The following is a 13,376-nucleotide window of genomic DNA, read 5'->3' as shown; positions in this document are numbered from 1 at the left end:
TTAAGCAGCTGGTCGGCAGTTTCCGCATCTACGGCGCTGCCACTGGCCTATTCGCGAGCAAGCCCGCTCCCACATGGGATCTGTGTCGTTTGCAGATCCCTGTGGGAGCGGGCTTGCTCGCGAAGGCATCCTGACAAACACCACAACACCTCCCTGACACTCCCACCGCGCAATCCCGACCGAACATCTATTCTGGATGAAGGTCAACCAAGGGAGTGGAACGCAGCGGAGGGTTGATCACTGTGCATATCGCCGACATCACCATGTTCTACGCCCCGGCCAGCGGCGGCGTACGCACCTATCTGGATGCCAAGCATCGCCGGTTTGGGGTGAAAACGGGCATTCGTCATAGCCTGCTGATTCCCGGCGCACATTTCGGTGAAAACGACGGTATCTACACCGTGCCCGCACCCGCCCTACCCTTCGGCAAAGGCTATCGCTTCCCGCTGCGCCTCGCGCCATGGCGCAATGTCCTGCAGGGTTTGCAGCCAGATCTGATCGAAGTCGGCGACCCGTACCTCACCGCGTGGGCGGCGCTGGACGCGCGACGGCAACTGGATGTGCCGGTGATCGGCTTTTATCACTCGGACCTGCCGCTACTGGTCGGCAATCGCATGGGCCATTGGGTCACGCCAAACGTCGAGGCGTACGTCACCAAGCTCTATGGCAACTTCGATCGAGTGCTGGCGCCCAGTCAGGTGATGGCCGACAAGCTCACCGGTTTGGGGGTGCGCAATGTATTCGTGCAGCCATTGGGCGTGGATCTGCAAACCTTTCACCCTGACGCCCGCGACAACGGCCTGCGCGCCGAACTGGGAATTGCCGAAGACACTCGTCTGCTGATCTTTGCCGGGCGCGGTTCCAAAGAGAAGAACCTGCCGGTGCTGCTCAAATGCATGCAGCGCCTCGGCCCACGCTATCACCTGCTGCTGGTTGGCTCGTCGATGCCGGCCGTGGTCCCGGACAATGTCAGCGTGATCGACGGGTTCTGTCCCGCCGCCACCGTGGCCCGGTTGATGGCCAGCGCCGATGCCCTGATCCATGCAGGTGACCAGGAAACCTTCGGCCTGGTGATCCTCGAAGCCATGGCCTGCGGGATTCCGGTGGTCGCGGTGGCGGCCGGGGCGTTTGAAGAGATCGTCACCGAAGACTGCGGCTTGCTTTGTGCACCGAACAACCCGCAAGCCATGGCCAATGCCGTGCGCGAGCTGTTCAGTCGCGGCTGTGTGAAACTCGGCCAACAGGCGCGGCAACACGTCGAACGGCGTTATTCCTGGGACAGTGTGGTCGACAGCCTGCTCGGCCATTACCACGCGGTGCTCGGTCACTCGCTGCCAAGGGTGGCCAATGGCTGATTCCTTGAATGACCGCGCAGTGCTGCTGGTGCTGCACGACGTGGCACCGTCGACGTGGGCGGATTATCGGCCATTTGTCGAGGCGGTCGACGCAATGGGCGGCGTGCCGATGACCTGGCTGGTCGTTCCGGATTTCCATGGCCACGATGCGCTTGAGGATCATCCCGCGTTTTGCCGAATGCTCGGCGAGCGGCTGGCCCGTGGCGATGAACTGGCCTTGCACGGCTATTACCATGACGACCGCGAGCCAGCGCCAGCCACACCCCGCGACTGGTTCATGCGCCGAATCTACACCCACGAAGGGGAGTTTTATCGCCTGTCCCGCGAAGCCGCCCTGGCGCGACTGCGCGACGGCATCGAACTGTTCCGGCGCAATGGCTGGCCGTTGCACGGCTTCGTCGCCCCGGCCTGGTTGATGAGCGAGGGCACGCGCCAGGCCCTTCGCGAAACACCATTGAGCTACACCAGCGACCCGCAACATCTTTATCAATTACCGGATTTCACCGCCATCAACGCCCCGGGTCTGGTGTGGAGTGCGCGCAGCGCCTGGCGCCGGGGCCTGTCAAAAATCGTCAGCGAGCAACGCGAACAGCAATGGCGCGACGCCGCGGTGATTCGTCTAGGCTTGCACCCGGTAGACATGCGCCACGCCTTCGCGCGTGATTACTGGCTACGAACCCTTGAACGGCTGCTGACAGAAGGACGCACGCCCATGACCAAAATCGACTGGCTCACCGAGCACCGCGGGCGAATGGAGCGCGCTGCATGAGTCGCGGCATTGTGTTGTTGATCGGCCTGCTCGCTGCTGTACTGATCCCGGTGTTGCTCGGCGGCGGCGAGATCGGTGCGCGCCTGCAAAATTTCCCCCTGCAATGGCTGCTGATCATGTTCGGCATGATTCTGCTCTGCTGGGGCATCAACACCCTGCGTCTGCGCCTGCTGCTGGGTGATCAGCGCGATCAGGTAACGCCGCTGAAAAGTCTCGGCGTGGTCATGGCCGCCGAGTTCGCCTACTGCGCCACTCCCGGCGGCAGTGGCGGACCGCTGACGATCATGGCGTTGCTGGCGCGCTGCGGCGTACGCCCGGCCCGTGGCAGCGCAGTGTTTGCCATGGATCAGTTGAGCGATCTGCTGTTCTTTCTCTGCGCCCTGAGCGGCATCCTGATTTACGCGTTGTTTCAGCATCTCAGTGACCGCCTGGAGTGGTTGCTGATGGTCAGCGCCGTGTCGCTGTTCGGTGGGCTGTTCAGTTGCGTGCTGCTGGCGCGCTACCACCGCCGCCTGATCCTTCTGAGTGGACGCCTGCTTGCCCGCCTCAACGTACAACCGGCCACGCGTCGGCGTTGGGCGCGCAAGCTGCTGCATTTTCTCGACGCGTTTATCGACACCCTCAAGTTGCCGTGGCAAACCCTGGTCAAGGTGTTCGCCCTGACCTGCATGCACTGGCTGCTACGCTACAGCGTGTTGTATCTGGCCCTGCGCGGACTGGGCGCGGATCTGCAGTGGGCCTGGAGTTTTCTGGTGCAGATGCTATCGCTGGGGGCTGGTCAAATGAGCCTGTTGCCCGGTGGTGCGGGCGCCGCAGAGCTGACCTCGGCGGCGCTGCTGGCGCCGATGGTCGGCAAATCCACTGCGGCGGCAGCGATTCTGATCTGGCGGGTGGTGACGTTCTATTTCTATCTGGTGGTGGGCGGCCCGGTGTTTCTATTGATGCTGGGGCGGCCGCTGCTCAAGAAGCTGTTGAAGATCAGGCAGGCTTCTCAGGTTCGTCCGCCTGCTCCTTGAGCTGCTCCCACAGCTCGGCGGCGCCGGGAAACTCGGTGCCGTCTTCCGGGCTCAGGTCATCCGGGTCGTAGCGGCTCAAACAGCCCTCCCCCAGGGTGGCAGGCGCTTTCGAAGTGGCTTTGTCCAATGGGTCGCTCACGGGCAGTTCCTCAAGGGCTAAAACGAAAAAAGGGCCTGGGACGATTGAACGCCCAGGCCCTTCTTTATTCAAGTACGCGCAGGTTCGATCAGAACACCACGGTCTTGTTGCCGTGCACCAGCACACGGTCTTCGAGGTGATAACGCAAGCCTCGGGCCAACACCATCTTCTCGACGTCACGGCCGAAACGCACCATGTCTTCGATGCTGTCGCTGTGGCTGACACGCACCACGTCCTGCTCGATGATCGGACCGGCGTCCAGCTCTTCGGTCACGTAGTGGCAAGTCGCGCCGATCAGCTTCACGCCGCGCAGCGACGCCTGATGGTACGGCTTGGCGCCGACGAACGACGGCAGGAAGCTGTGGTGAATGTTGATCACCTTGTGCGCGTATTCGCGGCACAGGGCCGGCGGCAGGATCTGCATGTAGCGCGCCAGCACCACCACTTCGGCATCGTGCTGTTTGACCAGACGCGAGACTTCGGCGAACGCCGGCTCCTTGTCCTGCGGATTGACCGGGACATGGTAATAAGGAATGCCGTGCCACTCGACCATGCTGCGCAGGTCATTGTGGTTGGAAATCACGCAGGAGATTTCGCAATCGAGCTCGTCGCTGTGCCAGCGGTGCAGCAAGTCGGCCAGGCAGTGGGATTCGCGGCTGGCCATCAGCACCACGCGTTTCTTCTGCTCGGTGTCGGTGATGCGCCAGTCCATCGAGAACTCTTCGGCGATCGGCGCAAACTTCTCGCGCAGCACTTCAATACCGAACGGCAGCGAATCGGCGCGGATCTCGTGACGCATGAAGAACCAGCCGTTCTGATTATCCGAGTGGTGGCTCGCTTCGGTGATCCAGCCGTTGTGGGATGCCAGAAAGTTACTGACTTTGGCAACGATGCCAACGCGGTCAGGGCAGGAAATCACCAACCGAAAGGTGCGCATGGGGGGAAAACTCCAGAACTTCGCAAAGGCGGCCATTCTAGCGACTGTGCGCGGAAACTGCAGTATTGATGACCACATGTCCGCAGGCAGGCCCGATTCGCGGCGTCTGAAGCCACGCGCGGCGAAACCATAGTCCTGCAGTGAAGCTGTTCGGCCAGATAATTGTGAATATTCGTGATGACTGCATCACATTATTTAAATGACCATTCAATTTACCGGTTATTCCTTGCAACTAATTCAAATAAAAAAACCGGTTAAATGTTTACTTGATGAAACAGCCTGACTATTATTGCGGCACTGTCCCCTGCCATTCAACACATCTGCATAAGGTAGTTACCATGTCCTTGATCAACGAATATCGCGCCACCGAAGAAGCAATCAAAGAGCTGCAAGCGCGTTTGAAGAACCTGTCGCAAGACGACAAACTGCAAGCCGAGCTGGAATTCGAAGGCAAACTGCGTACCCTGATGGGCGAATACTCCAAGTCCCTGCGCGACATCATCGCCCTGCTGGATCCGGAATCGAAAACCAAAGGCACCCGTGGCGCCGCAGTAAAAACTACCGGCACCAAGCGCGCGCGCAAAGTTAAACAATACAAAAACCCGCATAACGGCGAAGTCATCGAAACCAAAGGTGGCAACCACAAGACTCTGAAAGAGTGGAAAGCCAAGTGGGGCGGTGACGTGGTTGAAGGCTGGGCTACCCTGCTGGGCTAAGCCGCAACGCCTGTCGCAGACTGATTCTGCGGCCCATGAAAAACGCCAGCATACGCTGGCGTTTTTTTATGCCCGGCATTTCATGGGCACACTATGTTCGATTTCAAAGATTCAAACGTTTGCGCAATGCCTGGACATAATTCTGCCACTCATTGAGCACTTGATTCTGTATCGGCGTAGCACTAAGCGCCCATTGCTGCGCGGCCTCGGCAAAAGATTGCAGGGTATTAGGCGCGCCCATTTGCGGCTCGGACAAACGCTGCTGACAGAATATTCTCCAGCGTTCTTGCTCCTCGAAATTCAACGTGTCGGGAAAGTTGCGTGCGCGATATCGAAAGAGTAATTCCGGCAGACGTTCATCATCGAACGGCCAGTGCTCTTGCGCTAATTGCGCCGGATCCGCCGTTCTCACTTGCTCGCATAGACGCCGATCGCGATCACCGATAAATCCATCGTACAACTGCTGTTCCGGATCTTCGCTGGGCGTGAAGTCTTCGCTGGCGTAAACCGCCGCGACTTTATCTTTCCAAACTTGTTGTGCGTCACTTAGCCGCAGTGCACGTGCCTGATACAGCGCCATGTCCAGGCCCAGACGCTGCTGATCGTCGGCACGCAACACCGACAACGGCGCCACCACCGGGCAGCGATTGATGTGAATCAGTTTCAGCGGCACCGGCAGTTCACCCTCGGCGAGGTCGTCGCGGCGGGTGTACAGGCGCCGGCGCAGGGTTTCGGCGTCCAGGTCCAGCAAGCCTTGCGGATCAAGGTGCAGGTCACAGACGATCAGCGCATTGCGATTACGCGGATGCCAGGCCAATGGCAGCACCACACCGACATAGTGCCGCGCCGCCGAGAAGCGTCCGGAGATATGCACCAGCGGTTGCAGCAGGCGAATCTGATCCATGACCTTCTGTTTACTGCGCAGTTGAAACAGCCAGTCATACAACTTCGGCTGTTTCTCGCGGATCAACCGCGCCAGCGCAATGGTGGCGCGCACGTCCGAGAGCGCTTCGTGCGCATGCCCATGGTCGATGTGGTTGGCCGCTGTCAGGCGTTCGAGCTTGAGGGTGACCTTGCCTTCGTCGTCGGTCGGCCAGACCAGGCCATCCGGGCGCAACGCATACGCGGCGCGCACCACATCGATCAGGTCCCAGCGACTGTTGCCGCCTTGCCATTCACGGGCGTACGGGTCGAAAAAATTGCGGTACAGGCTGTAGCGGGTCATCTCGTCGTCGAAACGCAAGGTGTTGTAACCCGCACCGCAAGTGCCGGGCGCCGCCAGTTGCGCGTGTACGCGGGTCATGAAGTCGGCTTCGCTCAAACCCTGTTCGGCGAGACAACTCGGGGTAATACCGGTAATGGCGCACGCCGCCGGGTGCGGCAGGATGTCTTCGCTGGGCTGGCAGTAGAGGTTGACCGGTTCGTCGATTTCATTGAGGTCGTGGTCGGTGCGAATCCCGGCGACCTGCAGCGGACGGTCGTTGCGCGGATTGATGCCGGTGGTCTCGTAGTCGTACCAGAAGATTGAAGTCACGGGCGGTTCCTGAACTGAAGATCGGCAAAGTCTAGGCGTTGAACCGCGGTCGCGGCCAGCGCTGTGTCATTCAACCACCGCGCATCACACGATGTGCAATACATAGTTATGTCGTTTTCCCCCAAGAGGCTGCTAGCATCGGACCGACTTCGCATCCCGATCCGGCCCCATCAGGTAGCCCATGCTCGAGAACACAGCACTGCCACGGAAAGCACCGCTGAACCCGCCACTCGATACCCGCTATCAAGTGGAAACCCCGGAGGGCATCGACCTGCCGTTGCGCCCGGCCGGTCTGATGGTGCGCAGCCTCGCCTTCGGTATCGACCTGGGCATTCGCGGGGCCATCCTCGGCGTGCTGTTTCTGCTGCTGGCGTTTCTCGGCCAGCTCGGCATGGGTCTGGGTTCGCTGCTGCTGTTTGCCGTCAGCTGGTGGTACATGGTGCTGTTCGAAGTGTTGCGTCAGGGCCGTTCGCCGGGCAAGCAATGGATGGGCCTGCGGGTGATCCACGATGACGGCACACCGATCGGCTGGTCGGCCTCGCTGCTGCGCAACCTGCTGCGTTTTGTCGACCTGCTGCCGTTCGGTTATTTCCTCGGCGCCATCAGTTGCCTGCAACACCCGACCTTCAAGCGCCTGGGCGACATCGCAGCCGGCACCCTGGTGGTCTACAGCGAACGCGCCCTGCTCCGCCCGCAGTTACCTGACGCCCAGCCACGCAGCTCGCCCGTGCCGCTCAACCTCGGCGAACAACGCGCCTTGCTCGCCTTCGCCGAACGTCAGGCTGAACTGTCGCCGGCGCGGGTCAATGAGCTGGCCGCGCTGCTCGCCCAACCGCTGCACATCTCGGCGCCCAAAGCGGTCAGCGAACTCAACGGTATCGCCTGCGGCTTGTTGGGGCCGACATGAAGCAGAGTCTTTTCGAAACTCGCCACAAGGCCGAATGGGAGCGCTTCACCCTGGCCCTCGAACGCCTCGAACATGGCAAGGACACCTCGCAGGCAGCCAGTTTCCCCAAGGCTTATCGACGCCTCTGCCAGCATCTGGCGCTGGCACAGGCGCGTGGCTACAGCAGTTTTCTGATCGACTCGCTGCAACAACTGGTGTTGCGCGGCCACCAGCAGCTGTATCGGCACCGCAGTCGATTCGGCGCCAACCTCCTGGGTTTCATCCTCGCTGACTTTCCTCGACTGGTACGTGCCGAATGGCCGTTTGTGCTGGCCGCTGGTCTGGTGTTTTTCGGCAGCCTGATCGGCTTTGCCTTGCTGGTGTATGCCTTTCCCGAACTGATCTACAACCTGATCCCCGCCGAACAGGTGCGCGACATGCAGAGCATGTACGACCCGGTGGCCGGGCACCTCGGGCGCTCGGCCGAACGGGCGGCCAGCGAAGACAGGGTGATGTTCGGCTATTACGTGATGCACAACATTGGCATCGCCTTTCAGACTTTCGCCAGCGGTTTGCTGCTGGGCGTCGGTAGCGCGTTCTTCCTGTTCTATAACGGCTTGATCATCGGCGCGGTGGCCGGGCACCTGACCGAAATCGGTTTTGGCCAGACGTTCTGGTCGTTCGTGATCGGCCACGGCGCCTTCGAGCTGAGCGCCATTGCCCTGGCGGGCGCGGCGGGGCTAAAGCTCGGCTGGGCAGTGATCGCACCGGGGCGGCTGACCCGTGGTGAAGCGCTGGTGCAGGCGGCGCGCAAAAGCGTGCTGCTGGTGTGTGGGGTCATGCTGTTCCTGCTGATCGCAGCGTTCATCGAAGCGTATTGGTCGTCGAAGACCGGGGTCACACCGCCGATCAAATATGCGGTCGGTGCCGCGTTGTGGCTCGCAGTAGCGGCCTATCTGCTGTTCGCCGGAAGGACACGCCATGCGCCTGAGTGACGCCACCGTGGCGATCCGCCCGCGCAGCACTTGGGAAGCCATGGACCTGGGCGTGCTCATGAGCCAGCAGCATCGACGCCTGCTGATGACCAGTTGGGCCATCGTCACCCTGCCGCTGTTCGCGGTGCTGACGTTGTTGCTATGGGATTCGCCGTCGCTGGCGGTATTCATTTTCTGGTGGCTGAAACCAGCCTACGAACGCCTGCCGCTGTACATCCTGTCCAAAGCCCTGTTCGGCGAAACACCGACACTGAAACAGGCCCTGCGCGAATTTCCACGGTTGCTCAAGCCGCAACTGCTGGCCAGCCTGACCTGGCGCCGGCTGAGCCTGAGTCGCAGCTTCCTGCTGCCGGTAGTGCAACTCGAAGGTCTCGACGGCACGGCCCGTCAGCAACGCTTGCAGGTGTTGCTGCAACGCAATGCCGGCGCCGCGCAATGGCTGACGATCATCGGCATGCATCTGGAGACCGCACTGTGGATCGGTCTGATGGTGCTGTTCTATATGCTGCTGCCACAGCAGATCGAAACCGACTGGGACTGGCAATCGCTGATCCTCGACGCCGATCACCACTGGCGTTGGCTGGAGCACCTGACCAACGCTTTCTACGCGCTGGTGCTGGTGGTCTGGGAACCGATTTATGTCGCCTGCGGTTTCAGCCTGTATTTGAACCGGCGCACCGCACTGGAAGCGTGGGACATCGAGCTGGTGTTCCGCCGTTTGCGCCAGCGCCTGAACAGCAGCGCTCTGGGTTTGCTGTTGACGGTCTGTCTTTTGCTGCCGGCGGTGCCACCCGTATGGGCTGCAGCCGATCCCGCCAGCGCACCGGAGGCACCCCGCCTGTTGCACCAACCGCTGACCAGTCAGGCTGCGCACGACAGCATCAAGGCGCTGCTCGAACAACCACCGTTCAAGAACAAGGAAAGCGTGACCCGCTATCGCTTTGGCGACGATCCGGCAGCCCCGGCCGAAGCCAAACCCGGTGAGGCGCCGCAATGGCTGAAAACCCTGCTCGGCTGGCTGGACAGTCAGCGCTTCAATGCGCTGGCCGGCCTGATTGAAGTGTTGTTGTGGGGAGCGTTGATCGCCGCTGTGGGCTGGCTGATCTGGCGCTATCGCGAGTTCCTGCGCACCTTCGTCAGCCGTCGGCCGAAGCTGCGCGCCCGCATCAGGCCACCTGCACCGCAGCAAGCGTTTGGCCTGGACCTGAGCCCGCAAACCCTGCCCGACGACATCGCCGCCAGCGCCGAACAACTCTGGCAGACCCAGCCGCGCGCGGCGCTGGGCTTGCTGTATCGCGGCTTGCTCAGCCGTCTGCTGCACGATTTTGCCCTGACCTTGAAACCTGCCGACACCGAGCATCAGGTGCTGCTGCGGGTCGAGCAATTGCAGCGCCCGGAACTGCTGGCGTTCAGTCGCACCCTGACGCTGCACTGGCAGAACATGGCCTACGGGCACCGCGTGCCGGCGGCACATCTGCAACAGGAACTGTGTGACGGCTGGCGTGCCTTGTTCGAGCATGGAGCGCGCGCTTGAACCGGCGCAACGCGTGGCTGCTCGGCGGGCTGATGGTCGCCCTGCTCGCGGCGTTGAGCGTTTATCTGTACCTCAAGGCGCGGCCCTATCAGGAAGTGATCGATCACGGCCCCTCGCCCCAGGCGCAGGCCAATCCTTATCTGGCGGCAGAACTGTTTTTGCGCGAGCGCGGCCTCAACGTCAGCCACGCCGAAACGCTGGCGGTGCTGCCCGACATCGATCCGCGTCGGCACACCCTGCTGTTGTTCGGCGAACGTTCGCGCATGACCCCGCGGCAGGTCGATCAGGTGTTGAACTGGGCCCGCGCCGGTGGGCGCCTGGTGTTCGTGGCCGAAGCGCTGTGGGACAAGCAGGCCAGACAAAGCGATGATCTGTTGCTGGATCGGGTGCAGTTGCACCAGTCCCTGAGCAAGGACCTCAAGGAGCCGCCGGCGGAGCTGGCCGATGATCCGTACCCGAATCTGACCAAGCTCTACCTGGAAGATGAGGACGCGCCGGCCTACGCCGGTTTCGACACCGCGTTCCATCTGGACGATCCGAAAAATCTCGCCCAGGCCTGGGCCAACAGCGCCAAGGCCACGCACATGATGCAACTGCCGTACGGCCTCGGCTCGATCACCGTGGTCACCGATGCCGAACTGTGGAAAACCCCGGCCATCAGCAAGCACGACAACGCCTGGCTGCTCTGGTACCTGAGCGCCGACACCGACGTCACGCTGATTTTCAACACCGCACACGATGGTCTGCTGACCTTGCTCTGGCGTTACTTCCCGCAAGCCATCGTCGCCCTGCTGGCACTGATCGGCCTCGGCCTGTGGCACGTTGCTGTGCGCCATGGACCACTGCAGGCACCCGCCCCGAGTGGCCGCCGGCAGTTGCAGGAACACCTGCGCGCCAGTGCCGATTTCATCCTGCGCCACAACGGTCAGCACACGCTGTTGCAAGCCCTGCAACAGGACGTGCTGCGCCGCGCCCGCCGCCGCTATCCCGGCTTCGACCAATTGAACGTGGCTGAGCAATGGCTGGTGCTGTCGCGCCTGACCCGACAGCCGACCCGCGCCATCAGTCAGGCCCTCAGCCCGGTACCGAAACAGCGCCTGAGCAGCGCTGATTTCAGTCGCCAGGTGGCCCACCTGCAAACCTTGAGGAACACGCTATGAGTGAACAGATCGAGCCCGGCAGCGCCAGCCACGCCGCCCAGCAACGCCAGCGTGCCAGCCAGTTGGCGCAAGCGCTGCGCGGTGAATTGCAGAAGGCCCTGATCGGCCAGAACAGCGTGATCGACGATGTGCTGACCGCGTTGATCGCCGGCGGCCACGTGCTGCTCGAGGGCGTTCCGGGGTTGGGCAAGACCTTGCTGGTGCGGGCGCTGGCGCGTTGTTTCGGCGGCGAATTCGCGCGCATCCAGTTCACTCCGGATCTGATGCCCAGCGATGTGACCGGCCATGCGGTGTACGACTTGCACACCGAACAGTTCAAGCTGCGCAAGGGGCCGTTGTTCACCAACCTGTTGCTGGCCGACGAGATCAATCGGGCACCGGCGAAAACCCAGGCGGCGTTACTCGAAGCGATGCAGGAACGGCAAGTCACTCTCGAAGGCCGGGCGCTGCCGATCGCCCAGCCGTTCATGGTGCTCGCCACCCAGAATCCCATCGAGCAGGAAGGCACTTACCCCTTGCCGGAAGCCGAGCTCGACCGTTTCATGCTCAAGGTGCGCATGGATTACCCCGAGACCGAACAAGAGTTGAACATGGTGCGTCAGGTCAGCCGCTCGACCCGCGCCGACATGCTTGATGTGCAGCCGCTGCGCACGGTCCTGCAAGCCAAGGACGTGCAGGCCTTGCAACGCATCGCCAGCGACTTGCCGATTGACGATCAAGTGCTGGATTACGCGGTGCGGCTGGCGCGCAGCACCCGCTCCTGGCCCGGCCTGACCCTCGGCGCCGGACCGCGTGCCTCGATTGCGCTGGTGCGTTGCGCTCGCGCCCGCGCGTTGCTGCGCGGCGGCGAGTTCGTGATTCCCGATGACATCAAGGGTTGCGCGCTCTCGGTGCTGCGCCATCGGGTGCGAGTGGCGCCGGAGCTGGACATCGAAGGTCTGCAGGTCGATCAGGTGCTGCAGCAACTGCTCGACCAAGTGCCGGCGCCGCGCTTGTGAAACCGTCACGCCTGCTGCTGATCTGGCTCGCGATTCTGCTGGCCGTCGGCACGCTGCTGGGCACGCTGCAAGCCCTCGACATCGACGTACCCGCCACGCTGTTGTCGATCAACTGGGGCTTGCTCCTGGCCCTGCTGGTGCTGGCGATCATCGATGCGCTGCGCCTGAACAACCTGCCCTCGCCGCGCATCCAGCGGCAGATGCCCGGCAGCCTGGCACTCGGCCGTTGGAGCGAGGTGCGGCTGCAGCTCAGCCATGACTTCATCGAGCCGGTCGCGGTGGAGATTTTCGACCACGTGCCACAGGGCCTGAGCTTCGAAAACCTGCCGCTGGCGATTGAACTGCAACCCGGGCAATTCAGCGCGGTCGGCTACCGTCTGCGCCCGCTCAAGCGCGGGCACTTCAGCTTCGAGCATTGCGAAATCAACCTGCCCAGCCCGTTCGGTCTGTGGACAGGCAAACGCCTGCTCGCCGTGAGCGGCGAGATCCGCGTCTACCCGGACTTCGCAAAGCTCTACGGTGGGCAGTTGTTGGCGGTGGACAACTGGCTCAGCCAGCTCGGTGTGCGCCAGCGCCAGCGTCGCGGGCAGGGTCAGGAATTTCATCAGTTGCGCGAATTTCGCGAAGGCGACAGCCTGCGCCAGATCGACTGGAAAGCCACCGCCCGCCAGCGCACGCCGATTGCCCGCGAGTATGAAGACGAGCGTGATCAACAGATCATGTTCATGCTCGATTGCGGGCGGCAAATGCGCAGCCAGGATGGCGAGCTGTCGCATTTCGACCATGCGCTGAATGCGTGTCTGCTGCTGAGCCATGTCGCGCTGCGTCAGGGCGATGCCGTGGGGCTGAGCACCTTCGCCGTCGCGCAACCGCGTTTTCTCGCGCCGATCAAGGGTTCCAGTCAGCTCAAGGTCCTGCTCAACGCCGTTTATGATCTGGACAGCAGTCAGCGTCCTGCCGACTATTCAACCGCGACCAGCCAACTGTTGGCCCGGCAGAAACGCCGGGCGCTGATCGTGCTGCTGACCAACCTGCGTGACGAGGACACCGAAGACCTGCTCGCCAGCGTCAAACGTCTGAGCCAGCAACATCAAGTACTGGTGGTCAGCCTGCGCGAGGAAGCCCTCGACCGCCTGCGCAATGCCCCGGTACAAACACTGCCCGAAGCACTGGCCTATTGCGGCACGGTGGATTACCTCAATGCCCGGGCCGAGCTGCATGAGCAGTTGAATGCTCATGCAGTTCAGGTGCTGGATGTGCGTCCCAGCGGGCTAAGCACGGAGTTGCTGAGCCGATACCTGAGCTGGAAGCGATCCGGTGTTTTCTAAGATCACTCA

The 13,376-nt window shown here is 62.0% G+C and carries 13 protein-coding genes; 10 read left to right on the top strand and 3 right to left on the bottom strand.

What is annotated here, in order from left to right; all coding sequences use genetic code 11:
* Positions 1 to 242 precede the first annotated feature (242 nt).
* The 3 genes from QMX91_RS13775 to QMX91_RS13765 are packed head-to-tail and all read left to right on the top strand — an operon-like array spanning position 243 to position 3,140.
* Positions 243 to 1,355, top strand: coding sequence for a glycosyltransferase family 1 protein (locus QMX91_RS13775; RefSeq protein ID WP_282412886.1), 1,113 nt, complete (start codon positions 243 to 245; stop codon positions 1,353 to 1,355).
* Positions 1,348 to 2,124: a DUF2334 domain-containing protein gene (locus QMX91_RS13770; protein ID WP_282412885.1), complete on the top strand. Its 777-nt coding sequence runs from the start codon at positions 1,348 to 1,350 to the stop codon at positions 2,122 to 2,124. Before QMX91_RS13775 ends, QMX91_RS13770 begins: the two co-directional genes overlap by 8 nt.
* Positions 2,121 to 3,140 (top strand): lysylphosphatidylglycerol synthase transmembrane domain-containing protein, encoded by a 1,020-nt coding sequence (locus QMX91_RS13765; RefSeq protein WP_096795101.1) that lies wholly within the window; start codon positions 2,121 to 2,123, stop codon positions 3,138 to 3,140. Before QMX91_RS13770 ends, QMX91_RS13765 begins: the two co-directional genes overlap by 4 nt.
* On the opposite strand, the gene QMX91_RS13760 is transcribed toward QMX91_RS13765, so the two are convergent.
* Positions 3,103 to 3,279: a hypothetical protein gene (locus tag QMX91_RS13760; RefSeq protein WP_167797083.1), complete on the bottom strand. Its 177-nt coding sequence runs from the start codon at positions 3,277 to 3,279 to the stop codon at positions 3,103 to 3,105. The two genes, QMX91_RS13765 and QMX91_RS13760, sit on opposite strands and share 38 nt — an antisense overlap.
* Before the next feature lie 88 nt (positions 3,280 to 3,367).
* Complete coding sequence (gene purU, locus QMX91_RS13755) at positions 3,368 to 4,216, bottom strand: formyltetrahydrofolate deformylase (protein WP_003227580.1); 849 nt, start codon at positions 4,214 to 4,216, stop codon at positions 3,368 to 3,370.
* Positions 4,217 to 4,554: 338 nt separating this feature from the next.
* Between purU and mvaT the strand changes: the two genes are divergently transcribed.
* Positions 4,555 to 4,932, top strand: a complete 378-nt coding sequence (mvaT, locus tag QMX91_RS13750; protein WP_003227581.1) for a histone-like nucleoid-structuring protein MvaT — start codon at positions 4,555 to 4,557, stop codon at positions 4,930 to 4,932.
* 103 nt (positions 4,933 to 5,035) lie between these two features.
* On the opposite strand, the gene sbcB is transcribed toward mvaT, so the two are convergent.
* Positions 5,036 to 6,466, bottom strand: a complete 1,431-nt coding sequence (gene sbcB / locus QMX91_RS13745; RefSeq protein ID WP_210558824.1) for an exodeoxyribonuclease I — start codon at positions 6,464 to 6,466, stop codon at positions 5,036 to 5,038.
* Positions 6,467 to 6,647: 181 nt separating this feature from the next.
* On the opposite strand from sbcB, the gene QMX91_RS13740 reads away from it, so the two are divergent.
* Genes QMX91_RS13740 through QMX91_RS13715 form a run of 6 tightly spaced genes read left to right on the top strand, consistent with a single transcriptional unit; the run spans position 6,648 to position 13,367 of the window.
* Positions 6,648 to 7,373, top strand: coding sequence for an RDD family protein (locus tag QMX91_RS13740; protein WP_098965287.1), 726 nt, complete (start codon positions 6,648 to 6,650; stop codon positions 7,371 to 7,373).
* The gene (locus QMX91_RS13735; protein WP_282412884.1) at positions 7,370 to 8,347 is read left to right on the top strand and encodes a stage II sporulation protein M; all 978 of its coding nucleotides are present in this window, start codon (positions 7,370 to 7,372) and stop codon (positions 8,345 to 8,347) included. Before QMX91_RS13740 ends, QMX91_RS13735 begins: the two co-directional genes overlap by 4 nt.
* Positions 8,334 to 9,881, top strand: coding sequence for a DUF4129 domain-containing protein (locus QMX91_RS13730; protein WP_098965288.1), 1,548 nt, complete (start codon positions 8,334 to 8,336; stop codon positions 9,879 to 9,881). The genes QMX91_RS13735 and QMX91_RS13730 overlap by 14 nt, the downstream gene beginning before the upstream one ends.
* Positions 9,878 to 11,041: a DUF4350 domain-containing protein gene (locus QMX91_RS13725; protein WP_282412883.1), complete on the top strand. Its 1,164-nt coding sequence runs from the start codon at positions 9,878 to 9,880 to the stop codon at positions 11,039 to 11,041. Before QMX91_RS13730 ends, QMX91_RS13725 begins: the two co-directional genes overlap by 4 nt.
* Entirely contained in the window at positions 11,038 to 12,039 is a 1,002-nt protein-coding gene (locus QMX91_RS13720) for a MoxR family ATPase (RefSeq protein ID WP_134787197.1), read from the top strand. Before QMX91_RS13725 ends, QMX91_RS13720 begins: the two co-directional genes overlap by 4 nt.
* Positions 12,036 to 13,367, top strand: a complete 1,332-nt coding sequence (locus QMX91_RS13715; RefSeq protein WP_282412882.1) for a DUF58 domain-containing protein — start codon at positions 12,036 to 12,038, stop codon at positions 13,365 to 13,367. The genes QMX91_RS13720 and QMX91_RS13715 overlap by 4 nt, the downstream gene beginning before the upstream one ends.
* The last annotated feature ends 9 nt before the right edge of the window (positions 13,368 to 13,376 follow it).

The sequence above is a fragment of the Pseudomonas sp. PS01299 genome, assembly GCF_029960145.1.
Taxonomy (GTDB): domain Bacteria; phylum Pseudomonadota; class Gammaproteobacteria; order Pseudomonadales; family Pseudomonadaceae; genus Aquipseudomonas; species Aquipseudomonas putida_A.
Note: the sequence above shows the minus strand (reverse complement) of the source record. Positions and strands in the feature narration are given on the sequence as shown.

What these genes read in the sequence shown, in the direction of transcription:
- QMX91_RS13720 (WP_134787197.1), top strand. Translation starts at nt 11,038, where the DNA reads ATGAGTGAACAGATCGAGCCCGGCAGCGCCAGCCACGCCGCCCAGCAA.
- QMX91_RS13735 (WP_282412884.1), top strand. Translation starts at nt 7,370, where the DNA reads ATGAAGCAGAGTCTTTTCGAAACTCGCCACAAGGCCGAATGGGAGCGC.
- purU (WP_003227580.1), bottom strand. Translation starts at nt 4,216, where the DNA reads ATGCGCACCTTTCGGTTGGTGATTTCCTGCCCTGACCGCGTTGGCATC.
- QMX91_RS13730 (WP_098965288.1), top strand. Translation starts at nt 8,334, where the DNA reads ATGCGCCTGAGTGACGCCACCGTGGCGATCCGCCCGCGCAGCACTTGG.
- QMX91_RS13765 (WP_096795101.1), top strand. Translation starts at nt 2,121, where the DNA reads ATGAGTCGCGGCATTGTGTTGTTGATCGGCCTGCTCGCTGCTGTACTG.
- QMX91_RS13770 (WP_282412885.1), top strand. Translation starts at nt 1,348, where the DNA reads ATGGCTGATTCCTTGAATGACCGCGCAGTGCTGCTGGTGCTGCACGAC.
- mvaT (WP_003227581.1), top strand. Translation starts at nt 4,555, where the DNA reads ATGTCCTTGATCAACGAATATCGCGCCACCGAAGAAGCAATCAAAGAG.
- QMX91_RS13740 (WP_098965287.1), top strand. Translation starts at nt 6,648, where the DNA reads ATGCTCGAGAACACAGCACTGCCACGGAAAGCACCGCTGAACCCGCCA.